The organism is Micrococcus antarcticus, assembly GCF_044872765.1.
GTDB lineage: Bacteria > Actinomycetota > Actinomycetes > Actinomycetales > Micrococcaceae > Micrococcus.
Genome location: NZ_CP085253.1, coordinates 1,027,907 through 1,050,781, shown reverse-complemented (window position 1 = coordinate 1,050,781; position 22,875 = coordinate 1,027,907). Strand labels below are relative to the sequence as shown.

Below are 22,875 nucleotides of genomic sequence, written 5' to 3'. Positions count from 1 at the left end.
CGTGACGCCGGTCTCGCCGGCAGCCCGTGCGCGAATCATGGCGGACCTCACGGGACCGCCCCGACCGTCACATCATCGGGGAGCTCCCATGCCGACCTCCGTCTCCGGTCCTCCACCCGGACCCGCCCGACCCTGTGACCGCCGACGCACCCATCCCCGGCGCACCACCCCGTGGGCATAGAATCGCGGAAACCCCCGTCTCGAAAGGCCCCTTCGTGACCACCACCAGCACCGGCCCGTCCTCGGACCCCGTCCACTCCGCCGCCGATCCGTTCGGATTCTTCGGCCTGACGTACGACGACGTCCTCCTCCTGCCCAGCCACACGGACGTCATCCCGGCGGACGCGGACACCGGGACGCAGGTGACCAAGCGGATCCGCCTGAACATCCCCGTCATCTCGGCCGCCATGGACACCGTGACCGAGGCGCCGCTGGCCATCGCGATGGCGCGCCAGGGCGGCATGGGCATCATCCACCGCAACCTCTCCATCGAGGACCAGGCCTCGCACGTGGACACGGTGAAGCGCTCCGAGTCCGGCATGATCACGGACCCCGTCACCGTCGGCCCGGACGCCACCCTCGAGGAGCTCGACGAGCTGTGCGCGCAGTACCGCGTCTCCGGCCTGCCCGTGGTGGACACGGACGGCGTGCTGGTCGGCATCATCACCAACCGCGACGTCCGCTTCGTGGACCACGAGGACTTCGCCACCCGCACGGTGCGCTCGGCCATGACGCCGATGCCGCTCATCACGGGCCCCGTGGGCATCTCCCGCGAGGAGACGGTCGCGCTCTTCTCCCGCCACCGCATCGAGAAGCTCCCCCTCGTGGACGATCAGAACCGGCTGCAGGGCCTGATCACCGTCAAGGACTTCGACAAGGCGGAGAAGTACCCGGACGCCGCGAAGGACGAGGAGGGCCGCCTGCGCGTGGGCGGTGCCGTCGGCTTCTTCGGCGACGGCTGGGAGCGGGCCATGGCGCTCGTCGAGGCGGGCGTGGACGCCCTCGTGGTGGACACCGCCAACGGCCACACCCACGGCGTGCTGGACATGATCGCCCGCCTGAAGAAGGAGAAGGCCGCGGCGCACGTGGACATCATCGGCGGCCAGGCCGCCACGTACGCGGGCGCCAAGGCGATCGTCGACGCCGGCGCGGACGCCGTGAAGGTCGGCGTCGGCCCGGGCTCCATCTGCACCACGCGCGTGGTGGCCGGCGTCGGTGTCCCCCAGATCACCGCGATCTACGAGGCGGCCAAGGCCACGCGCCCCGCGGGCGTGCCGCTGATCGCCGACGGCGGCCTGCAGCACTCCGGCGACATCGGCAAGGCGCTCGTGGCCGGCGCCGACTCCGTGATGCTCGGCTCCCTGCTGGCCGGCACCGCCGAGTCCCCGGGCGACCTGGTGTTCTACCAGGGCAAGCAGTTCAAGGCCTACCGCGGCATGGGCTCCCTGGGCGCCATGCAGACCCGCAACGGCAAGCGCTCCTACTCCAAGGACCGTTACTTCCAGGCGGACGTGCCGGCCGAGGACAAGCTGATCCCCGAGGGCATCGAGGGCCAGGTGCCCTACCGCGGCCACGTCGCCAACGTGGTGCACCAGCTCGTGGGCGGCCTGCGCCAGACCATGTTCTACACGGGCGCGCCCACCATCGCGGACCTCAAGGAGAACGGACGCTTCGTGCGCATCACCTCCGCGGGCCTCAAGGAGTCCCATCCGCACGACATCATGATGACCGTGGAGGCGCCGAACTACAGCTCCCGCTGAGCCCGGCGCCCTCCCCGGTGGCGCCCAGGATCCCTGGGATATGCTGGGGAGGTGACGAATCAGATTGAGATCGGCCGTGGAAAGCGCGGCCGCCGCGCCTTCTCCCTCGACGACGTCTCCGTGGTGCCGGCCCGCCGGACCCGGGACCCGGGGGATGTGAACCTGTCCTGGCGGATCGACGCCTACACGTTCGACATGCCCGTGATCGGCGCCCCCATGGACTCCGTGATGAGCCCGGACACGGCCATCGCGCTGGGCCGCCTGGGCGGCCTCGGCGTGCTGAACCTCGAGGGCCTGTGGACCCGGCACGAGGATCCCGCGCCGCTGCTGGAGGAGATCGCCGCGCTCGAGGCGGCCCCCGGCAGCCCCGAGGTCACCCGCCGCCTCCAGGAGATCTACGACGCGCCGATCCAGGCCGAGCTGATCACGGCGCGCCTCGCGCAGATCCGCGAGGCCGGCGTCGTGGTGGCCGGCTCCCTCACTCCGCAGAACACGCAGCAGTTCTACAAGACCGTGCTCGCCGCGGGCGTGGACCTCTTCGTCATCCGCGGCACCACCGTCTCCGCCGAGCACGTGTCCTCCACGCACGAGCCGCTGGACCTCAAGCAGTTCATCTACGAGCTCGACGTCCCCGTGATCGTGGGCGGCGCCGCGGGCTACACCCCGGCGCTGCACCTCATGCGCACCGGCGCGGCCGGCGTGCTCGTGGGCTTCGGCGGCGGCGCCTCGACGACGACGCGCCGCGCCCTCGGCATCCGCGTCCCCATGGCCACGGCCATCTCGGACATCGCCGAGGCCCGGCGCGACTACATGGACGAGTCCGGCGGCCGCTACGTGCAGGTGATCGCCGACGGCGGCCTGGGCACGTCCGGCCAGATCGTCAAGGCCCTCGCGATGGGCGCCGACGCCGTCATGCTCGGCACCGCGCTCGCCCGCGCCGCCGAGGCGCCCGGAGCCGGCTGGCACTGGGGCCTCGAGGCCGCCCACCCGGACCTGCCGCGCGGCCACCGCACGCACGTCGGCACCGTCGCACCGCTCCAGGAGCTCCTGTGGGGCCCCGGCCACCAGACGGACGGCACCTCCAACCTCATGGGCGCGCTCAAGCGCGCCATGGCGACCACGGGCTACACCGAGCTCAAGGACTTCCAGAAGGTGGAGGTCATCGTCGCGCCCACGCACGTGATGTGACCACCGGCGCCGGGGCGGGCCACCGCCTGCCCCGGCCGACCGCCCCTCGGCCCGCCGTCGCTGCGGCCCTCCCGTCCCGTTCCGGAAGAAGTGATCTCGGGTGCTCCGTACCGCCCTGAAGCCCGTGTGGCTGGCCACGCTCGTGCTGGCCCTCGTGGCGGCCGGCCTGTTCGTGGCCCTCTCACGCTGGCAGTTCCAGTCTGCGGAGACGGCGGCCCCGCCGCCCCGCACGCAGACGGAGAACGCCGTCCCGTTCACGGACCACGTCCGCCCCTCCGAGCCGCTCCTGGCCTCGCAGGCGGATCAGGTCGTCACCGCGTCCGGGGCGTTCATCCCGGGCACGGACGCACTCATCGCCCGGCGCCTGCACGAGGGGCGGCAGGGCTTCTGGACCGTGACGGCCTTCCGGGTGGCCGGCGCCCCGGACGGCGAGGTCGTCCCCGTCGTGCGGGGCTGGTCGGAGGACGCCGCCCTCGTGGACCCGGCGCCCACGGGCGAGGTGACCCTGACCGGGCGCCTCCTGCCCCCGGACGGCCCCCTGCCCCGTTCCACGGAGCCCGCGGAGACCTCCGGGCGCCCCGTGTACACCACGCTCGCCCCCGGCCAGCTGGTCAACGTCTGGGACGAGCCCTCCTACGCCGCCTACGTGGCCGCGTTCGCGGTGACGGACGCGGTGGGCGCGGACGTCTCGGCGGGGGCCGCCCCGGGAGGCCTCGAGCCCGTGTGGGTGCCGCCGCAGCCGGAGGAGACGCAGGTCGTCTGGCTGAACGTGTTCTACGCGATCGAGTGGATCCTCTTCGCGGGCTTCGCCCTCTTCCTGTGGTGGCGGTTCGTGCGCGACGACCACGAGCGCGAGCTGGAGGAGGCCCGCCTGGACGAGGAGTGGGCCGCCCAGTGGCGGGCCGAGGAGCTCGCCCGGCGCCGGGCCGCCACGCGCGAGGCCAAGGAGCGGGCGCTCGCGGCGCAGGCCGCGCGCACCCCGCATGACGACGGACCCGCGGGTCCCCCGAAGGAGCAGACACGATGAGCCATCCCGACCCCCAGTCCCGACCGGACGCGCACGCCGCGGTGGACCCGACGAGCCTGCCGGACCCCGAGGACATCACCGAGGCCGACCTCCCCGAGCCGCCGCCGCGCCCGGGCCGGGAGAGCCGCCGGTTCGCCGGCACGCAGCAGCAGATCCGCTCGGCCACCCGGTTCTACGTGGTGTGCGCGTGGATCACGGGCGTCATGCTCCTGCTGCTCGTGGCGGAGATGGTGTTCAAGTACGGCCTCCACCAGGAGCTGTTCGCGGGCGGCACCACGGTGGACGGCGAGCCCAACGTGCTGGGCCTGCATCCGGAGGACTCGGTGACCGGGGGAGTGAACCTCTCCCTCCTCATCCTCATCGCCCACGGCTGGATGTACGTGGTCTACCTCCTCGCGTGCTTCCGCCTGTGGTCCCTCATGCGCTGGGAGCCGGTGCGCCTGCTGGCGATGGCGGGCGGTGGCGTCGTGCCCTTCCTCTCCTTCATCGTGGAGAAGCGCATGACCCGCGTGGTGCGCGACGAGGTCCACCGGTACCCGTCCGCCGCCCGCCGCTACTGAGGCGCGGGCGCGGCGCCCCGGGACGCCTGGACTATCCTTGGTCGGGTGACGCAGACCCCCCCCACCCCCGAGAAGCCCGCCCCGCTGAGCGACGTGATGCCCACCGTCCTGGTGATGGACTTCGGTGCGCAGTACGCCCAGCTCATCGCCCGTCGCGTGCGTGAGGCCAACGTGTACTCCGAGGTGGTGCCGGCGTCCACGCCCGCCGCCGAGGTGCTCGCCCGTGAGCCCGCGGCGCTGATCCTCTCGGGCGGCCCCTCGTCCGTGTACGAGCCCGGCGCCCCCCGGCTCGATCCCGCGCTGCTCGAGGCCGGCGTGCCCGTGCTGGGCCTCTGCTACGGCTTCCAGTCCATCGCCCACGCGCTCGGCGGCGAGGTCGCCCGCACCGGGACCCGCGAGTACGGCTCCACGCGCCTCACCGAGGTGGATCCCGAGTCGGTGCTCTTCGCGGGCCAGGACGAGGAGCAGGTCGTGTGGATGTCCCACGGGGACGCCGTGACGGCGGCGCCCGAGGGCTTCGCGGTCACCGCCACCACCGTCGGCGCCCCCGTGGCCGCGTTCGAGGACCGCGAGCGCCGCATCTACGGCGTGCAGTGGCACCCCGAGGTGGGCCACTCCTCCCGCGGCCAGGAGGTGCTCGAGCACTTCCTGCACGACGGCGCCGGGCTCGCCTCCGACTGGACGGCCAGCAACGTGATCGAGGAGCAGGTCGAGCGCATCCGCGAGCAGATCGGCGACGCCCGCGCGATCTGCGGCCTCTCCGGAGGCGTGGACTCCGCCGTGGCCGCGGCTCTCGTGCAGCGCGCCATCGGCGACCGCCTGACCTGCGTGTACGTGGACCACGGCCTCATGCGCGAGGGCGAGTCCGCCGAGATCGAGAAGGCCTTCGGCGAGGCCCACGGCGGCGCGAAGCTCGTCATGGTGGACGCCCGCGAGGACTTCCTGGCCGCGCTGGCCGGCGTGACCGACCCCGAGCAGAAGCGCAAGACCATCGGCGAGCGCTTCATCCGCACGTTCGAGAAGGCCCAGGCGGACATCGTGCTCGAGTCCGCGCACGACCCGAACGCCCCCGAGGTCCGCTTCCTCGTGCAGGGCACGCTCTACCCGGACGTCGTGGAGTCCGGCGGCGGCGACGGCGCCGCCAACATCAAGTCCCACCACAACGTGGGCGGCCTGCCGGAGGACATCGAGTTCGAGCTGTGCGAGCCGCTGCGCGAGCTGTTCAAGGACGAGGTACGCGCCGTGGGCGCCGAGCTCGGCCTGCCCGAGGGGATCGTGCACCGCCAGCCGTTCCCCGGCCCCGGCCTGGGCATCCGCATCATCGGCGAGGTCACGCAGGAGCGCCTGGACCTGCTGCGCCGCGCGGACGCCATCGTGCGCGCCGAGCTGACCGCGGCCGGCCTGGACCGGCAGATCTGGCAGTGCCCCGTGGTGCTGCTCGCGGACGTGCGCTCCGTGGGCGTGCAGGGCGACGGCCGCACCTACGGCCACCCCGTGGTCCTGCGCCCCGTCACCTCCGAGGACGCCATGACGGCGGACTGGGCCCGCATCCCGGAGGACGTGCTCTCCCGGATCTCCAATCGCATCACCAACGAGGTGGACGGCATCAACCGCGTGGTCCTGGACGTCACGTCCAAGCCCCCGGGCACCATCGAGTGGGAGTGAGCGGCGCCCCGCGCGCCGCGTGAGGGCCGCCCCGATCCGGGGCGGCATCAGGCTCGAATCCCGCCCGCCCGGGGCGGGCAGAGGAAGGACCGCACCGAAGTGACCGAGCAGGAGTTCCCCCGCCTGGCCCGCGCCCGCGCGGCCGCCCGCCCCGACGAGGGCGCCGCCCGTCCCGACCCGGCCACGTGGGTGGCCTCGCTCGGCTCGGGGGCGGAGAACGACACGATGCTGCGCTTCGCGCCCTCGGCGGCCAACAGCATCGACGTGACGGACGCCAACTCCTCCGGCGTCTCGCAGCTGCTGCTGGGGCGCCGCACGCGCCTGTCCACGCTGCTGCCGGCCGGCCCCGTGCTCGAGTCCGCCCACCAGGTCTCCCTCGGCCTGCGCGCCAAGGTGCGCGAGCTCTCGGAGGAGCGCGGCATCGACGTCGCGGCCCTCGCCGTGGGCGTGGCCACGTGGACAGCGCAGGAGGACGGCCGCCGGGAGCGCCGCTCCGCCCCCGTCCTGCTGGCCCGCGTGGCGCTCACCGTGCGCCGCGGCGCGCAGGACCGGGACGAGCTCGAGGTGCAGATCACCGAGCCGGCGCGGCTCAACCCCGCCCTGGTCCGCAACCTCCGCCGGCACCACGGGATCCGCCTGGACCCGGAGGCGTACCAGCACGCCGCCTACGCCACCGCGCGCATGGAGCCGGGCCCCGCCCTGGCGCTGCTGCGGGAGCAGGCCGGGTCCCTGGACGGCCTGCAGGTCTCGGAGCGCATGCTGCTCTCCACGTTCGCGGACCTCGGGGAGACGGCGAGCCTGCCGGACTCCCTCGAGCACCTGCCCGTGGTCCAGGTCCTCTACGACGCCGGCACCGGCATGGTGCCCCGTCCCGCCGACCTCGGGCCCGTGGACGGGCCGGACGGGGACGACCGCGCGCCGCAGGACGAGCGGCTCGTGCTCGACCTCGACCCCTCCCAGCAGGCGGTGCTGGACCAAGCCTCCGCGGGCCGCTCGCTCGTGGTGCACGCCGCGCCCGGCACGGGCCAGACGCAGACCGCCGTCGCGCTGGCCGCCCGCCTGGCCTGGGAGGGCCGGCGCGTGCTGGTGGTGGCTGAGCGCTCCGCGGCCCTGGCCGACGTGCACGACCGCCTCGAGGAGGCCGGCCTGCGGGCCGCGGCCCTCGACGTGCCCGCCAACGCGGACCCGGAGTGGCTGCGGCGTCAGCTCGTGGCCGCCGTGCTGCGGACGGAACGCGCCGAGCAGCCGGACCGCCGCCGCGCCGACGCCGAGCTCGTCGAGCGTCGCCGTCGCCTGCGCGAGCACGTGGGCTCGCTGCACCACGTGCGCCCCCGGTGGGGCTGCTCGCCGTTCCAGGCCATGCAGGCGCTCGCGGCCCTGACCGGCCTCGAGACCCCGCCCGCCACCACCGTGCGCCTGAAGCGCTCCGTGCTGGACTCCACCGTGAACCGCCACGCCGTGGCCGAGCAGCTCGAGCGGGCCGGCGAGCTGGGCGCGTTCTCGCCCCAGGCCACGCAGAGCCGCTGGTTCGGTGCGCGCGTGCGCAACGTGCAGGAGACCGAATCCGCCGCCGAGCTCGTGCAGGAGCTCGCGGCCACGCTCCACACCACGCGTCGCGCGGTGGACACCGCCGCGGCGCAGGCCGGGCTGCGCCCCGCGCGCACCGTGGCCGGCTGGCGTGAGCAGGTGGACCTGTACGAGCGGGTCGCCCGCTGCCTCGAGACCTTCACCCCCGAGGTGTTCGCGCAGGACCTCTCTCAGCTCGTGGCGGCCACCGCCTCCAGCGGGTGGCGTCGCCAGAACATGGTGGAGATGTCCTCCGTCGCCCGCTCCCGCGTGCGCCGCCAGGCCAAGGACGTGGTGCGTCCCGGCGTCCAGCCGCACGACCTGCACGCGGCGCTGCTGGAGGCGGAGACCGTCGTCGAGGACTGGCGCCGCCACGCCGCCGAGCCCGGCTCCGTGCCGATGGTCCCGGACCAGGCCGCCCGCGGACTGGGCGCCGTGGCCGGCGTCGAGGACCGCCTCGAGCGGCTCACGGCCGTGCTGGCGCCGGAGGCCACCGCCGAGACCGCGCTCGTGGAGCGGGACGCCGACGACCTCGCCGCCGCGGTGGACGGCCTCGTGGCCGACCGCGAGACCCTCTCCTCCCTGCCCGAGCGCACGCTCGTGCTCGACCAGCTGCGCGACCACGGCCTCACCGAGCTCCTCGCAGACCTCCACGATCGGGAGGTGCCGCCCGAACGGCTCAACGCCGAGCTCGAGCTGGCCTGGTGGCAGTCCGCGCTCGAGGCGATGATCTCCGGCGACGACTTCCTGGCCATGATGAGCGGCACCGACCTGACCGAGGTCGAGCGCGGCTTCCGCGCGGCGGACCGGGACCTGCTGGCCTCCGGCGCCGAGCGGCTCTCCGCCGCGCTGTCCGAGCGCTGGCGCGCCGCGCTGGGCACCTACCGTGCTGACGCCGCCGTGCTGCGGAACCTCCTCAAGCAGGGCCGCCCGAGCGTGGAGTCGCTCGCCACGCTCACACCGGAGGTCCTGCAGCCCCTCGTGCCGATCATGACCACCTCGCCCATGGCGCTCGCGGAGTTCCCCGCGGACTGGTCCGCCGACGTCGTGGTGCTGCTGGACGCGGACGCCACCGCGCTGGCCACCGTGATGGGCGCGCTCGTGCGCGCCCCCCAGGTGGTCTCGTTCGGCGACCCCGTGATCGGCCGGCCGCAGTCCTTCCAGGTGTCCGTGGACCCCACGGCCACCGCCGGCCCGCTGCGTCCGCTGCGCTCCGCGCACGAGGCGCTCGCCGAGGTGCTGCCCGTGCTGCCGCTGCGCACGGTGCACCGCGGGATGGAGCGGCGCCTCGTCCGCCTGATCTCCACGCTGGCCTACGACGGCGAGCTCGAGGCCGTGCCCACGGCCGGCGAGCTGACGGGGCACGGCCGCACCGTGACCGCCGAGTACGTGGCCGAGGGCACCGGCATCCCCATGACGGGCGGAGACGTGGTGGAGTCCACCGACGCCGAGGTGGCCCGCACCGTGCAGCGCGTGTTCGAGCACATCCGGGACCACGCCGACGAGTCGCTCGCCGTGGTCACCGTGTCCGAGCAGCACGCCCGCCGCGTGGCCGCCGCCGTGCAGGCCACCGCCGCGCGCGCGCCGTGGGCGCGGGACTTCCTGGCCCGCGGGCGGGGCGAGGACGAGTCGACCCGCGAGCCCTTCGTGATCGTCCCGGTCACGCGGGCCGCCTCCGTGGTGCGCGACGCCGTGATCCTCACCCCGGGCTACGGCCGCACCCCCCACGGCCGCGTGGTGCACCACTTCGGGGCCGTCTCGGAGCCGGACGGCGAGCGCATGATGGCGATCGCGGTGAGCCGGGCGCGCCGGCGCCTGCACCTGGTCTCCGCGGTGCGCGCCTCGGACCTCGAGGCGGAGCGGCTGGACGGCGGCGCCCGCTGGTTCCTCACGCTGCTGGAGGCCTACCTCGGCTCGGGGGAGGAGCCCACGGGCGGCCAGGTGGACGATCCGCTCATGGCGGACCTGTGCGACCGCCTCGCGGAGCACGGCGCGCAGGTGCGCCCGCGGCTCGGCGGAGTCATGGACCTCGCGGCCGCCGGGCGGGGCGGGGCCGTGCGGCCGCTGGCCCTCGTGAGCGACGGCGGCCTGACGTACCGCTCGATGACCGTGCGCGAGCGCTCGCGGCGCCTGCCGGAGCAGCTCGAGGCGCGCGGCTGGGACACGGACACCCTCTGGGCGATCGACGTGTTCGCCGATCCCGAGTCCCTCGCGGACCGGCTGGCCGAGCGGCTCGGCCTGGACGAGCCGGTGGAGGAGTCGGAGGACGAGACCGACGCCGATGAGCGCTGAGCCGGGGCCCCCAGCCCACGGGCGTGCGGCGCGGGGGAGCGGTCCTCGGCGCGGCCGGTCCCGGCGCGCGGACGCCCCGGGCACGGGGCCGACGGCCGCCGACGGCCCGGAGCCGCGCGTCGCGGGGCTCGACGGGGCCGGTGCCCGCGCGCCCCGCTCCTCGCCCCGCCCCGGTGCCGCCGGTCAGGCGCCCGCGGGGCAGCCCGTGGCGGCGATGGACGAGCACGATCGCTGGCTGCTCGCGCAGCGCCCGCCGCACTGGGGCTGACGACGCCCCCGCCCCCGGGGTCAGGGACCACGGGGGCGGCGGAGGTCAGTCGGCCTTGGACGCCGAGGTCGGGGTGCCGGAGGACGAGCCGCCGTCGCCCGCGCCGGAGCCGGACGTGCCGGAGGAGGCCGTGCCGCCCGTCGACCCCTCGGAGCCGCTCGCCGGGACGCCGGCCGATCCGCCGCGCGAGTCGGTGCGGTAGAAGCCGGACCCCTTGAAGCTCACGCCCACGGAGCCGTACTGCTTGCGCAGGGTGCCGCCGCACTCGGGGCACTCGGTGAGGGCGTCGTCCGTGAAGGACTGGACGGCGTCGAAGGCGTGGCCGCAGTCCTTGCAGCGGTAGGCGTACGTGGGCATGGGTCCCCTCGGGTCGGGCGCGCCGTGGCGCGGGGCGGATGGTCCGGGCCCTGCGATGCTACTCCGCCGCGCCCCGCGGACCCGCCGGTCCGAGCCACCGCAGCCCGGCCGCCGTGACCACCCCGTCCACGGGCCGGTCCGTGGGCTCGGCGGGCACCTCTGTGGCCGGGAGCACCTCGTGGGCGAACAGCAGGGCCACGGTGGGCACGGCGGCAGGCAGATCCGCGAGGAAGCGGTCGTAGTACCCGCCGCCCTGGCCCAGGCGCATGCCGTCCTCGCCCACCGCGAGCCCCGGCAGCACCACCGCCGTGGCGTCGGCGAGGGCGTCCGCGCGGAGTCGCGGCCCGATCGGCTCGTCGATCGGGGCCGCCGTCGCCCGGGCCATGCCCACCCCGGGGTGCCACGCGGCCCAGCTCAGCCGCCGCCCCGGCTCGATCACGGGCACCAGGATGCGCGCCCCGGCGGCGTGGAGGCGCTCGCGCAGCGGGCCGGTGTCCGGCTCCGTGGGCATCGGCAGCACCGTGGCGACGACGGGCGTGGCGCCCCGCCCGCGCGTCGCCGCGACGCGCGGACCGAGCCACTCCCACAGGTGCGCGGCCGCCGCCTCGGCCTCGGCGGCGCGGCGCGCCGGATCCAGGGCCCGGCGTGCGGCGCGCACGCGGGCGCGCAGGGCGGCCTTCGCCAGGGCCGTCGCGCCGGACTCGTCGAGCGTCGACGCGGGGGAGGGCAGGGGTGCGTCGGGGGAGGCCATGGAGCCATTGTGCCCGCGCCCTGGGACTCCGGCCCACGTCCTAGGATCGAGGGCATGTCGAGCTCGTCCTGGCCCGTGGCGCTGCGCCACGACTCCCTCACCCTGCGCCCGCTGCGTCGGCGCGACGAGCGGGCGTGGCGGGAGCAGCGGACCGCCAACGAGCAGTGGCTGACGCCGTGGGACGCCACGAGCCCCGAGCCCGGCGCCGGCCCGGCCACGTTCGGGCAGATGGTCCGCTGGCACGGCCGCCATGCCCGCGCGGGCACCTCCTTCACGTGGGGCGTGGCCCTCGACGACGACGCCCCGGGGCGGGACCGCCTGATCGGGCTGCTGAGCCTCAGCGGGGTGCAGTACGGCTCCGTGCTCTCGGGCGCGATCGGCTACTGGATCGACCAGCGCCACGCGGGCCGGGGGCTCACGCCGACCGCCGTGGCGATGGCCGCGGACTGGGCCTTCTTCACCCTCGGGCTGCACCGCGTGGAGGTCAACATCCGTCCCGAGAACGCGGCGAGCCTGCGCGTGGTGGAGAAGCTCGGACTGCGGGAGGAGGGCCTGCGCCGGAGCTACCTGCACGTGGACGGCGACTGGCGCGACCACCGCAGCTTCGCGGTCACCGTGGACGAGGTGCCGCAGGGCCTCCTCGCGCGCTGGCTCGACGCGCGGCGTGCCCCTGCCGGCCGGTAGGCTGGCCCGCATGGACGAGTGGAACACCCTGGTGGCGGAGCTCGACTCCGCCCTCGGCGTGTTCGCGGGCCTCAAGGTCAGCGCCTCCGTGGTCATGCTGGTCCTCGTGGCGGTCGGGGTGGGGCGGCTCGTGCACCGCCGCCGAGCCCGCGCCGCCGCCGCCCGCCCGAACCGCTGGAGGACCTTCATGACGACCCGTGTGCAGAGCTCTCCGGCGGCCCGTGCCCTGGCCCGGCGTCTCTCCGCCGCCCGCCGCGCGGCCGCGCAGGTCTCCGCCGCCCGCCTCGCCGAGGTCTCGCCCGAGCTCTCGCGCCTCCACGTGCGCCGGGACCGTGCCGCCGTCGCCCTGGTGGGAGCCCTCGCCCTCGTGGTCTTCCTCGTCACCGGCATGGGCGCGCTCTTCGGGGCCTCCAGCGCGGCCGCCGCCGGGTGGTCCCTGCTGATCGCCGCGGCCTCGCTGGGCGGCCTCCGGGCCCTCGCCCTGCGCGATCGCGCCGCGGATCGTCCCGCCGCCCCCGCCGACGACGCCCTCACCGGCGCCGCACCGGCCGAGGACGCGGACGCCACGGCTCCGCACGCCGATCCCGCGCGCGACCGCCGCACGCTCGAGACCGTCCTCGCCTTCGGCGCCCCCGCCGCCGCACCGGCCGCGGAGGAGACCGGGACGGCCGGCGTCGTCGACGGCCGGGAAGCTGAGGCCCGCGCGGTGCCGGAGGCGCCGCGGAGCGCCGCGCCCGCCGTCCCGTCCGGCCACGGCTCCGTGGTCATCCCCGCCGTGCCGCGCCCCACCTACCTGGACGCACCGGAGATGGAGCGCCCCGCGCCGGCGCCGCTCGAGGCCGCGCCGGTGCCCGCGACCTCCGGGCGCATCAAGGACTCCCTGAGCCCCGAGACCGCCCGCGCGGAGGACATCAGCCCCACCGCCGAGCGGGACATCGCCGCACTGGACCTGGACAACGTCCTGGCCCGCCGCCGCGCCTCCTGAGCCCTCTCCGGCCCCACGCATGACGGCGGTCCCTCTCGCAGTCCTGGCCGCCCTCGAGGCGTCGGGGCTGCGCCTGCTGCGCGCCGCTCCGCCCCGCCTGCACCTGAGGCTCGGCCGGCGGGTCGCCCATGAGATCGACCTCGTGGTGGTGGCCGGGGCGGTGGGTGCCGGCGAGGCGATCGCCCGCACCCTCGTGCTCGACGGCCCGCCCGCCGCCGCGGCTGAACACCCCGCCGTCATCTCCGTGGCCGACGACGATCCCGCGAACGACGATCCCGTGGCCGACGATGATCCCGCCGACGGTCCACTCTCCGGGCACCTCCCCGACGGGACGGCGTGGTGCTGGCTGCCCCACGACCCCGCCCTGCCGGGCCTGCCCCTCGCCGTCGACCGCGAGCACGTGGGCGGATGGCTCGGCGGACTGGGCGTGCTGCGCTCCCTCGAGCAGGTGGCCTACCGGCCCGGAGAGCGGGCCGTCCTCGCCACCGCATGGGAGCCCCGGGAGGACGAGGCCCGCCCGGACCGCACCGTGTTCCTCAAGGTGCTCCCACCGGAGGCCGTCCACCCGCTGCACCGCCGCCTGCGCGCGGCCCTGGAGGCCGGCGTCCCGGTCCCACCGCTCGTGGCCCCGCCCCACCTCGGCGTCCTCGCGCTCGGCCGGGTCCCCGGCGTCCCGTGGCGCGGACTCCTCACCGGCCCGCGGGCGGACGCCCTGGATCCCCGGGCGGTCGAGGACGTGCTGGACCGCCTCCCCGCCGCCCTGGCCGCCGAGGACCCCGACGACGTCGGCGCCTCCGGCACGGCCGGCCGGGTCCCCGCGCCCGACGCCGCGGCCGCGGGCACCGGGGCATGGCGCGAGCTGCTCGACCACGCGACGTGGGCCGCCGCCGTGCTGGACCCGGCGACGGGCGCGCAGACGGGGCGCGCCGCGGGCGCCGCCCGGACGCTGCTGGACTCCGCCGATCCGGGGCCCGTGGTCCCCGTGCACGGAGACCTTCACCCCGGCAACCTCCACGTGGGCCCCGCCGGCACGCGCGTGACGGGACTCCTGGACGCCGACACCCTCGGACCCGGCCACCGCGTGGACGACTGGGCCGCCCTGATCGGCCACCTGCGTGCCGCGCGCGCCGACCTCGGCGCGGGCGGGACCGCCCTCGACGGCGTGATCGCACGCTTCACCCGCCGGGCGGGGACGAGCGCGGACCCGGAGGCCCTCGCGGCGCGGACGGCCGCCACCCTGCTCGCGCTCGCGGCCCAGCCCGAGGCACCCCCGGCGGCACGCGAGGCACGGCGGGCGGCGGCGGCGGAGGTGCTGCACGGCCGGTGAGGGCCCTGGTCGGCCCGCGGTGCCCCCGGACAGCCCCCGTTGACCCCGGTCAGTCTCCGCTGACCCCGAGCCGCGCGCGGACGCTCTCGAGGTCGTCGCGCACGCGGGCCGCGCCCGCGTGGTCGCCCAGCGCGTCGAGGCACTGGTGCAGCCCCGTCAGCGCGCCGAGTCGCACGAGGTCCGATCCGGTGGAGTCCCCGACCAGCCGGAACAGGGTGGCGGCCTGCTCGGGGCGCCCGTCCTCGGCCACCACGTACGCGGCGAACAGCTCGGCCTGCGCGGCGCCGTTCGGGTCTCCCGCGGCCGTGAAGCGGTCGGCGGAGGTCAGCGCGGTGGACACGGCCTCCGGCCCGTTCTCCAGGGCCCACAGGGCGCGGGCCCGCGTGTCCAGGAAGTCGGCGGCCTGCCACGGCGCCGGGGCCTGCTCCGCGAGCGAGATCGCCTCGTCCAGCAGGGCCAGCCCCTCCGGGCGGCCGGACTCGCACAGCAGGTACCCCAGCGCGTGGAGCGCAGCGGGCAGCACGTCGCCGTCGTCCTCCTCGCCGGCCTCGTCCGCGGCGCGGCGGGCTGCCGTCGCCGCGCGCTCGAAGAGGTCGAGGGCGAGCGGGCGGGAGGCCGCGTCGCGCTCGCGGTTCACGAGGGCTCCGGCGGCCAGCAGCACGCGCGCGGCGTCCTCGGCCTGCCCGTGGGCCTCGAACAGGTCCGCGGCCTCGCGCCACAGCGGCAGCGCCTCGACGGAGCGGTCCTGGTCGTGGAGGGCGTGGCCGAGGTCCACGAGCGCGCGGGCCTGCTCCACGGCCTGCCCGCCCGCGGCGGCGCGGCGCACGAGCCCCTCGAGCACGGGCTCGGCCTCCTGCGGCCTGCCGGCCAGCACCAGCTGGTGGGCCCACCAGTAGGTCAGGACGGCCGCCTCCGGGGCTTCCGCCTTCTCGGCGTGGACGGCGGCCAGCCGCCACGCGAGGACGGCGGCCTCCTGCCGGTCGCCGTCGTCGGCCGCCCGGGCCACGAGCGCAGCGGCCGAGGCGGCCCCGCGCCGGAGCCCGGCCTCGCCCATGCCCGCGGTCGCGTCGAGCGCGAACCGCAGGGCGTCGTCGGGCCGTCCCTGCTCATGGGCGGCGATGGCGCGCACCAGCAGCGCGGAGGCCCGGACGGCGCGGGCCGCTGGAAGGGAGAGGACGGTCAGGGCCTCCACCTCCGCCTCCGCGTGCTCGCCCCGCCACAGGTGGAGGCGGGCGAGCACGAGGTGGGCGCTGGCCCACGTGCCGGAGGGGAGCACCGCGCCGGCGGCCCGCAGCTCGCGCAGCAGCGCGATCGCCTCGCGCAGGTGCACCAGCGCCCCGTCCAGGTCGGACTCGTGGATGCGCTGGACGGCCAGGCCGAGGAGTGCCTCCGGGAGCACGGTGTCCGCCGGGTCGCCGCCGGATCCCTGCGCGCGGCGCCGCCGCTCGTCCTCCACGACGCCGGCCAGCACCGCGGCCTCGAACCCGTCCGGCTCGCGCACGAGGGCCGCGCCGAGCTGCGTCTCCAGGGCCGCCTGATGTGGCCGCCCGAGGGCCCGCAGCACGTCGGCCCGCTCCTCCACGCGCCGGGCGAGGGCGTCCTCGTCGTCGGCCTGATCGGCGGCGAGCGCGAGCTGGCGCAGCAGGGTCAGGCGCGTGCCGGGCTGATCCCCGCCGGGGGCGAGGAGACCGGACTCCGCGCACCGGACGACGTCGGCCGGCTCCTCCCGGAGGGCGGCCTCGAGGGCGAGGTCGGACCACCCGTGCGCGTCGAGCGCGGCGCCCTGCGGGCCGGTGACGCCGGCCGGGTCGTCGGTGCCGGTCAGGTTGAGGCCGCCGGGTGCGGCCTGGGCCCGGGCGAGCAGCGTGGTGAGGCGGCCGAGGGCGTCGTCGCCGGCGGCGGCCGGGTCCTCGGGGGCGGGAGCCGCGGGGGCCATGGGCGGACTCCTTCCTCGGGCGGCGGGTGGTCCACCCACCCTAGCCAGGGTGAGTGCGGGCCGAGCCCCTGTTCGCGGCGGGCGGTGCTCGTAGACTGGGCCCGCCGGTCCGCCCCACCCCCATCCCCGTCCGGCAGGAGCCCGCCCGTGACCACCCGCCCCGCCGCCCCCGCCGCCGCCGCGCCCGAGCCCGGGCCGTTCCAGACGCGCGCGGGCGCCTACGCCCTGATCGTGTCCGAGGGCCGGATCCTGCTCTCCTCGTGGGAGGGCCCCGGCGAGGTGGTCTGGACGCTGCCCGGCGGCGGGCTGGAGCCGGGGGAGAGCCCCGAGGAGGCCTGCCGCCGCGAGGTGTGGGAGGAGACCGGCCACACGAGCGAGCTCACGGGCCTGCTGGGGGTCACCACGGGCCTCATCCCCGCCGAACGACGCCTGCGGGGCGAGGGCGTCCCTCTCCTCACCGTGCAGATCCTCTACACCGCGCGCCTCACGGGCGGAGTCCTCCGGCCCGAGGTGGGGGGATCCTCCACCGACGCCCGCTGGTTCGACCTGACCGCGCTCGACGAGGTCCGCACCGCCACGTGGGTGGCCCGCGCCCTGGAGCTCGCCGCGCAGCGCTCCGTCGGGGACGCCGCGTGAACGGCCGCCGCGTGAAGGACCGCCGCCCGGCGCGCCGCTCGCTCGTCCCCGCCGTCGCTCTCGGCCTGGCCGTGGCCCTCGGTGCGTGCTCGCCCGCCGGCCCTCCGGAGCCGTCGTCCGGCCCCACGGGGGCGCCCGTCACGGTGACCCACTCGAACGCCCCGCTCCAGGCGGCCGTGGCCGCCGTCGTGGAGCGCAACCTGCGCCGCCGCGGCCACGCCGTCGCCCCCCAGCCCGAGGGTGCGCCCGTCCCGGCCCAGCCCTGGGACGCCGCGGGCGGCCGCACCGTGGCCGTCGTGGACACGCTCACCCTCGTCCTGACGGAGGACCCCGCCTCCCTGCTGCCCTCGGTGCCCGAGCCGAGTCCGCGCCCGACGACGGCCCCCACGGCGGCGGGCGCGGCGTCCACGAGCCTGCCCCCGCTCGACCCGGCGGCCCCGCCCCGCGTGCCCGCCGACCCCGCGGCCGCGGCCTCGCCCACGCCCCTGCCGCGCGGGGAGTCGGCCCCGGACGCGGCCGCGACGCGAGGCATCGTGGAGGAGCTGCTGGCCGCCGGCGGCGCCGTGTCCTCCGGCGTCACGCCGGCCAGCGGCTCCTCCACCGCGGCAGCGGCCTCGGCCTTCCCGGGGGTGGCGAGCCCCCACGTGCTCTCCGCCTCCCGCGAGCCGCTGCGCCTGGCCGCCGTGGTCACGGCCACCACCGCGACGCGGCTCGAGCTCGACTCCCTGGACGACCTCAACGGCCGCTGTGAAGAGCTGCGCGCCGCCGCCCCTGCGGTGCTGGGCGGCGCCGAGCCCGGCGTCGCCGCGGTCCTGCTGCGCGAGCGGCTCGACCGCCTCGCCGGCTGCCGGATCGGGGAGTGGCTGCCGCCCGCGCAGGAGGCGATCCCCGCCGTCGTGCAGGACGAGGCCCAGGTCGGCCTGGCCTACCGCTTCGACCCGGAGATCGAGGCGAGCGCGCTCGTGCCCCTGGGGGACGGGGAACGGGTCCTCCCGGAGGGCAGCATCGCGGTGCTGGGAGATCCGGACGCGCTCGACGACGACGCCGAGGCCGCGATCCGCGAGGTCATGGACGGCCTCGACGAGGAGGGGCTGCGCCAGCTGGCCCGCCTCACCACCGGGGACGACGCGCTGAGCCCGGAGGACGCCGCGCAGTACTGGCTCGTGACACGAGGGCTCGAGGAGGCGCCCGAGGACTGGTTCGTCCCGCGGGGCTCCTGGTTCTGACACGGTGTTCCGGCCTGGTCGGCCGAGTGCCATCATGGAGCGCATGGCTTCCTCCGGCGACCCGCGACAGATCCGTCAGTCCTCCAAGCTGCTCAACGTCCGCTACGACGTGCGCGGCCCCATCCTGGAGGAGGCGCAGCGCATGGAGGCCGCCGGGCACCGGATCATGAAGCTGAACATCGGCAATCCGGCGCCGTTCGGCTTCGAGGCCCCGGACACGATCCTGCAGGGCATGTACCAGCACCTGCCGCACGCGCAGGGCTACTCCGACTCCAAGGGCGTCTACTCGGCGCGCACCGCGGTGTCCCAGTACTACGAGTCCCGCGGCATCCGGGACATCGGCGTCGAGGACGTCTACATCGGCAACGGCGTGTCCGAGATGATCTCCATGGTCCTCCAGGCCCTCGTGGACGACGGCGACGAGATCCTCATCCCCTCGCCCGACTACCCGCTGTGGACGGGGGCGACGACCCTGGCCGGCGGCCGCGCGGTGCACTACCGCTGCATCGAGGAGCAGGGCTGGGAGCCGGACCTGGAGCACATCGAGTCGCTCATCACCGAGCGCACCAAGGGCATCGTGGTCATCAACCCCAACAACCCGACGGGCGCGGTCTACTCCCGCGCTGTACTGAACGGGCTGATCGACGTGGCCCGCCGCCACCACCTCGTGCTCATGGCGGACGAGATCTACGAGAAGATCACCTATGACGGCGCCCGCCACATCAACGCGGCCGGCCTCTCCGACGACGTCCTCACCCTCACCTTCTCCGGCCTGTCCAAGGCGTACCGCGTGGCCGGGTTCCGCTCCGGCTGGGTGGCCGTCTCCGGGCCCAAGCACCGAGCCCGCGACTTCCTCGAGGGCCTGACGCTCCTGGCGAACATGCGCATGTGCGCCAACGTGCCGGCGCAGCACGCCATCCAGGTGGCGCTCGGCGGCTACCAGTCCATCAACGACCTCGTGCTGCCCGGCGGCCGCCTGCTGGAGCAGCGCAACCTCGCGCAGAAGCGGCTCAACGAGATCCCCGGCGTCTCGGTGCAGCCCGCACACGGCGCGCTCTACCTGTTCCCGCGCCTGGACCCGGAGGTCTACCGGATCGACGACGACGAGAGGTTCGTCATCGAGCTGCTGCGGGCGAAGAAGATCCTCGTCTCCCACGGCGGCGCCTTCAACTACCCGCACACCGACCACTTCCGGCTCGTCACGCTCCCGAGCGTGGAGGACCTGGAGGTGGCCCTGGACCGCCTGGAGGACTTCCTCGAGGAGTGGAGGGAGAGCCATGCCTGATCACACCATCCTGAGCCCCTTCGCCGAGCCGCTGCGGCGTGCCCTGCGCGCCCGCGCCGCGGACGGGGCGGTGCCGCCCCTGGCCGACGTCGACCCCCACGCCACGCCCGGATTCGACGGGGACAAGGCGGACGGCAAGGCGGCGCTGGCCACCCGCTCCGAGGAGCTGACCCGGCTCCAGGAGCTCCTCTTCGCGCAGTCCACGCGCGCGGACGCGGCGGGGCCGGCGCCGTCCGTGCTGCTCGTGGTGCAGGCCATGGACACCGCGGGCAAGGGCGGCATCATGCGGCACGTCGTGGGCGCGATGGACCCGCAGGGCGTGGACGTCGCGGCCTTCAAGGCGCCCACGCAGGAGGAGCGCGCGCACGACTTCCTGTGGCGCATCCGCCCGCACCTGCCCGAGCCGGGCTTCCTCGCGGTCTTCGACCGCTCCCACTACGAGGACGTGCTGGTCCACCGCGTCCGCGGACTCTCACCCCTGGCCACGGTGGAGGAGCGCTACGGGCTCATCCGCGCGTTCGAGGAGGAGATCACGGCCGGCGGCACGCGGATCGTCAAGGTGATGCTGCACATCTCGAAGGAGGAGCAGCGCGAGCGGCTCGAGGCGCGCCTGGACGAGCCCGAGAAGCACTGGAAGTTCAACCCCGGGGACGTCGACGAGCGCGCGCACTGGGACGCCTACATGGACGCCTACCGCATCGCGATGGAGCGGACGGACACCGAGACGGCCCCGTGGTTCGTGGTGCCGGCGGACCGCAAGTGGTACGCCCGCCTCGCGGTGCAGGAGCTGCTCATCGAGACGCTCCAGGGCCTCGAGCTGACCTGGCCCGAGGCTGACTTCGACGTCGAGGAGCAGCGCCGCCGCCTCGCCGCAGGCTGACACCGCCCGCGGTCGGCTGATCCCCGCCCGCGGGGCGGCGCCCCTTGCCACCACCCCCGGGGAGCGTGCCTATGGTAGACCAGGCGCCATTCCGACGGCGCGCCACCGCAGAACGAAGGGATGCAGACCATGACGGACACCACCCAGCAGACCGAGACCACGGCGCCGCTCACCGGCAAGAAGGTCGCCTTCCTCGCCACCAAGGGCGTCGAGCAGGTCGAGCTCACCTCCCCGTGGGAGGCAGTGCTGGCCGCCGGCGGCACCCCCAGCCTCGTCTCGCTCGAGAAGGAGACGGTCACCGCGATGAAGCAGGACTGGGAGCACGGCGAGTCCTTCCCCGTGGACCTCCACGTCTCCGAGGCCAAGGCCGAGGACTTCGCCGGCCTCGTCATGCCCGGCGGCACCCTGAACGCCGACGCCCTGCGCGGCGACGAGGACGTGCTGGCGTTCGTGCGCGACTTCTTCGCCCAGCACAAGCCCGTGGCCGCCATCTGCCACGCGCCCTGGACGCTGATCGACGCCGGCGTCGTCGAGGGCCGCGAGCTGACCAGCTACGCCTCCCTCAAGACGGACCTGAAGAACGCCGGCGCCACGTGGGTGGACAAGGAGGTCGTGGTCGACTCCGGCCTGACCACCTCCCGCAACCCGGGCGACCTGGACGCCTTCAACGCCAAGCTCGTCGAGGAGCTCGCCGAGGGCAGGCACGAGGGCCAGTCCGTCTGAGCCCGCCCCGCTGAGCACACCGACGGCGCCCCGCACCCTCCCGGTGCGGGGCGCCGTCGTCCGTGGCCGGCTCAGTCCTGGGCGGCGTCCGCGGTGCCGCGCACCTGGTCGAGCCGCGCGCGGGCGCCGTCGAGCCAGGCCTGGCAGCGCGCGGCCAGGGCCTCGCCGCGCTCCCAGAGGGCGAGGGACTCCTCGAGCCCGGCGCCGCCGGCCTCGAGCCGGGACACGGTCTCCACGAGCTCGGCGCGGGCGCGCTCGTAGCTCATGGCGGCCACGTCCGAGGTGTCCGCTCCGGCGAAGCCCTCCACCGGGGCGGCGTGGGGGGTGCTGCTCTGCTCCGTCATGACTGCTCCTGGGGGGTGGGGGCGGGGCCTGCGGCAGGCGCCGCCGGTGTGGTGTGCGTGACCTCGGCGGCCATGCGGCCGGCGGCCACGAGGACGTCGAGGGTGTCTCCGGGGGCCACCTGTGCGGCGTCGCGCACCAGGTGGCCGGCGTGCTGGACCACGGCGTACCCGCGGTCCAGGGTCTGCTGCGGGGAGAGGGAGCGCACTCGGGCCACCAGGTGCGCCACGGCGTCCCGCTCCAGCGTGAGGCGGTGCCCGGTGGAGCGCCGGGCGCGCTCCCGCCACGTGTGCAGGTCCTCCTCGCGCCGGTCCACCATCACCGTGGGATCGGCGAGGACGGGACGGGAGCGCAGCTGCGCCAGGCCCTCGCCCTCCCGCATCACGCGGCGCTCGACGGCGGCGGCCAGCCGGTGCCGTGCGTCCGCCACGCCGGCCGACTCCACGGCCGCGTCCGGCACGATCCGCTTCGCGGCGTCCGTGGGCGTGGAGGCGCGCAGGTCTGCGACGTCGTCCAGCACCGGGCGGTCCGCCTCATGGCCGATCGCGGAGACCACCGGGGTGCGGGCCGCCGCGACGGCGCGCACGAGGGCCTCGTCCGAGAACGGCAGGATGACCTCCTCGAGGGCGCCGCCGCCGCGGGCGATCACGATGACGTCCACGTCCGGACGGGCGTCCAGCTCCGCCAGGGCCGCCGCCACCTGGCGGGGCGCCTCCGGGCCCTGGACCGCCACCTCGCGGACCTCGAACCGCGCGGCGGGCCAGCGCAGCTGGGTGTTGCGCAGCACGTCCTTCTTCGCGTCCGAGTCCCGGCCGGTGATGAGCCCGATGACGCCGGGCAGCAGGGGGAGGGCCCGCTTGCGGGAGGCGTCCAGCAGGCCCTCCTCGCCCAGGCGTCGGCGCAGCAGCTCCACGCGGGCCAGCAGGTCTCCCAGGCCGACCGGGCGCATCTCCTGCACCACCATGGAGAGCCGGCCGCCCTTCGTCCAGAAGCTCGGCTTCACCCGGGCGACGACGCGCGAGCCCTGCTGCACCGTGCCCTCGAACCCCATGGCCACCGTGCGCCACGCGGTGACCGGCAGGGAGTACTCCTCCTCGAGGTCCCGCATGGTCATGTACACGTTGCCGCGGTTGTTCTTGTACTCGATCAGCTGGCCCTCGATCCACGTGGCCGGGGCCCGCTCGATGTGGATCTTCAGGTTCTCCGAGAGACGGCGCAGCGGCCAGGGCCGCTCGGCGGAGGTCTCCGAGGCGAGCGCGGGCACGTCCACCGGGCCGGGCGCGCCGGACGCTGCGGTCGGGGCGGGGTCGGTCTCGGTGCGCTGGGGTTCCACGGGATCTCCTGTCTCGGGCCGCTGGGGTGCCGGCGCGGCGGGACGACGGCGGCGGACGCCTCGGGCGGGCGGGCCCGCCGGGGA

At 75.8% G+C, this 22,875-nt stretch carries 19 protein-coding genes; 14 read left to right on the top strand and 5 right to left on the bottom strand.

Going from position 1 to position 22,875, the window contains the following annotated elements; all coding sequences use genetic code 11:
- The first annotated feature begins 215 nt into the window (after nucleotides 1-215).
- The 6 genes from guaB (at nucleotide 216) to LG274_RS04800 (ending at nucleotide 10,058) form a co-directional block, all read left to right on the top strand.
- Nucleotides 216-1,760 (top strand): IMP dehydrogenase, encoded by a 1,545-nt coding sequence (guaB, locus tag LG274_RS04825; RefSeq protein ID WP_319074112.1) that lies wholly within the window; start codon nucleotides 216-218, stop codon nucleotides 1,758-1,760.
- 51 nt (nucleotides 1,761-1,811) lie between these two features.
- Entirely contained in the window at nucleotides 1,812-2,948 is a 1,137-nt protein-coding gene (locus tag LG274_RS04820) for a GuaB3 family IMP dehydrogenase-related protein (RefSeq protein ID WP_343282034.1), read from the top strand.
- Between the two features lie 100 nt (nucleotides 2,949-3,048).
- A complete protein-coding gene (locus tag LG274_RS04815; RefSeq protein WP_404465733.1) occupies nucleotides 3,049-3,975 on the top strand; it encodes an SURF1 family protein in 927 nt (308 codons plus the stop codon).
- Complete coding sequence (locus tag LG274_RS04810; RefSeq protein WP_248118274.1) at nucleotides 3,972-4,535, top strand: DUF3817 domain-containing protein; 564 nt, start codon at nucleotides 3,972-3,974, stop codon at nucleotides 4,533-4,535. Before LG274_RS04815 ends, LG274_RS04810 begins: the two co-directional genes overlap by 4 nt.
- 96 nt (nucleotides 4,536-4,631) lie before the next feature.
- A complete protein-coding gene (gene guaA, locus LG274_RS04805) occupies nucleotides 4,632-6,200 on the top strand; it encodes a glutamine-hydrolyzing GMP synthase (RefSeq protein WP_248118333.1) in 1,569 nt (522 codons plus the stop codon).
- Between the two features lie 99 nt (nucleotides 6,201-6,299).
- Nucleotides 6,300-10,058 carry a DUF4011 domain-containing protein gene (locus tag LG274_RS04800; RefSeq protein ID WP_404465731.1) on the top strand — a complete coding sequence of 1,253 codons (3,759 nt, stop codon included), beginning with the start codon at nucleotides 6,300-6,302 and terminating at the stop codon, nucleotides 10,056-10,058.
- A 313-nt stretch (nucleotides 10,059-10,371) separates the two neighbouring features.
- Here LG274_RS04800 and LG274_RS04795 read toward each other — a convergent pair whose 3' ends face one another.
- Together LG274_RS04795 and LG274_RS04790 are read right to left on the bottom strand one after the other, a co-directional pair.
- Nucleotides 10,372-10,683: an FmdB family zinc ribbon protein gene (locus tag LG274_RS04795; RefSeq protein WP_248118280.1), complete on the bottom strand. Its 312-nt coding sequence runs from the start codon at nucleotides 10,681-10,683 to the stop codon at nucleotides 10,372-10,374.
- 58 nt (nucleotides 10,684-10,741) lie between these two features.
- Nucleotides 10,742-11,434, bottom strand: coding sequence for a 5-formyltetrahydrofolate cyclo-ligase (locus tag LG274_RS04790; RefSeq protein ID WP_248118282.1), 693 nt, complete (start codon nucleotides 11,432-11,434; stop codon nucleotides 10,742-10,744).
- Nucleotides 11,435-11,488: 54 nt separating this feature from the next.
- Here LG274_RS04790 and LG274_RS04785 point away from each other — a divergent pair, with 54 nt between their 5' ends.
- The 3 genes from LG274_RS04785 to LG274_RS04775 are packed head-to-tail and all read left to right on the top strand — an operon-like array spanning nucleotide 11,489 to nucleotide 14,430.
- On the top strand, nucleotides 11,489-12,118 hold the full coding sequence (locus LG274_RS04785; RefSeq protein WP_248118284.1) for a GNAT family N-acetyltransferase: 630 nt from the start codon (nucleotides 11,489-11,491) through the stop codon (nucleotides 12,116-12,118).
- A gap of 10 nt (nucleotides 12,119-12,128) precedes the next feature.
- On the top strand, nucleotides 12,129-13,103 hold the full coding sequence (locus tag LG274_RS04780; RefSeq protein WP_404465728.1) for a hypothetical protein: 975 nt from the start codon (nucleotides 12,129-12,131) through the stop codon (nucleotides 13,101-13,103).
- Nucleotides 13,104-13,122: 19 nt separating this feature from the next.
- Complete coding sequence (locus LG274_RS04775; RefSeq protein WP_404465726.1) at nucleotides 13,123-14,430, top strand: phosphotransferase family protein; 1,308 nt, start codon at nucleotides 13,123-13,125, stop codon at nucleotides 14,428-14,430.
- A 49-nt stretch (nucleotides 14,431-14,479) separates the two neighbouring features.
- Here LG274_RS04775 and LG274_RS04770 read toward each other — a convergent pair whose 3' ends face one another.
- Complete coding sequence (locus tag LG274_RS04770; protein ID WP_404465724.1) at nucleotides 14,480-16,366, bottom strand: hypothetical protein; 1,887 nt, start codon at nucleotides 16,364-16,366, stop codon at nucleotides 14,480-14,482.
- A gap of 147 nt (nucleotides 16,367-16,513) precedes the next feature.
- Between LG274_RS04770 and LG274_RS04765 the strand changes: the two genes are divergently transcribed.
- The 5 genes from LG274_RS04765 (at nucleotide 16,514) to LG274_RS04745 (ending at nucleotide 21,116) form a co-directional block, all read left to right on the top strand.
- On the top strand, nucleotides 16,514-17,002 hold the full coding sequence (locus LG274_RS04765) for an NUDIX domain-containing protein (protein WP_248118292.1): 489 nt from the start codon (nucleotides 16,514-16,516) through the stop codon (nucleotides 17,000-17,002).
- Nucleotides 16,999-18,228 carry a glycine betaine ABC transporter substrate-binding protein gene (locus tag LG274_RS04760; protein ID WP_404465721.1) on the top strand — a complete coding sequence of 410 codons (1,230 nt, stop codon included), beginning with the start codon at nucleotides 16,999-17,001 and terminating at the stop codon, nucleotides 18,226-18,228. Before LG274_RS04765 ends, LG274_RS04760 begins: the two co-directional genes overlap by 4 nt.
- 43 nt (nucleotides 18,229-18,271) lie before the next feature.
- Entirely contained in the window at nucleotides 18,272-19,513 is a 1,242-nt protein-coding gene (locus tag LG274_RS04755; RefSeq protein WP_298987937.1) for a pyridoxal phosphate-dependent aminotransferase, read from the top strand.
- On the top strand, nucleotides 19,506-20,393 hold the full coding sequence (locus LG274_RS04750) for a PPK2 family polyphosphate kinase (RefSeq protein ID WP_404465718.1): 888 nt from the start codon (nucleotides 19,506-19,508) through the stop codon (nucleotides 20,391-20,393). The genes LG274_RS04755 and LG274_RS04750 overlap by 8 nt, the downstream gene beginning before the upstream one ends.
- Before the next feature lie 129 nt (nucleotides 20,394-20,522).
- Nucleotides 20,523-21,116, top strand: a complete 594-nt coding sequence (locus LG274_RS04745) for a type 1 glutamine amidotransferase domain-containing protein (RefSeq protein ID WP_298711574.1) — start codon at nucleotides 20,523-20,525, stop codon at nucleotides 21,114-21,116.
- A 71-nt stretch (nucleotides 21,117-21,187) separates the two neighbouring features.
- Here LG274_RS04745 and LG274_RS04740 read toward each other — a convergent pair whose 3' ends face one another.
- Together LG274_RS04740 and xseA are read right to left on the bottom strand one after the other, a co-directional pair.
- Entirely contained in the window at nucleotides 21,188-21,460 is a 273-nt protein-coding gene (locus LG274_RS04740) for an exodeoxyribonuclease VII small subunit (protein WP_248118301.1), read from the bottom strand.
- Nucleotides 21,457-22,791 carry an exodeoxyribonuclease VII large subunit gene (gene xseA / locus LG274_RS04735; RefSeq protein WP_404465715.1) on the bottom strand — a complete coding sequence of 445 codons (1,335 nt, stop codon included), beginning with the start codon at nucleotides 22,789-22,791 and terminating at the stop codon, nucleotides 21,457-21,459. Before xseA ends, LG274_RS04740 begins: the two co-directional genes overlap by 4 nt.
- Nucleotides 22,792-22,875 lie beyond the last annotated feature (84 nt).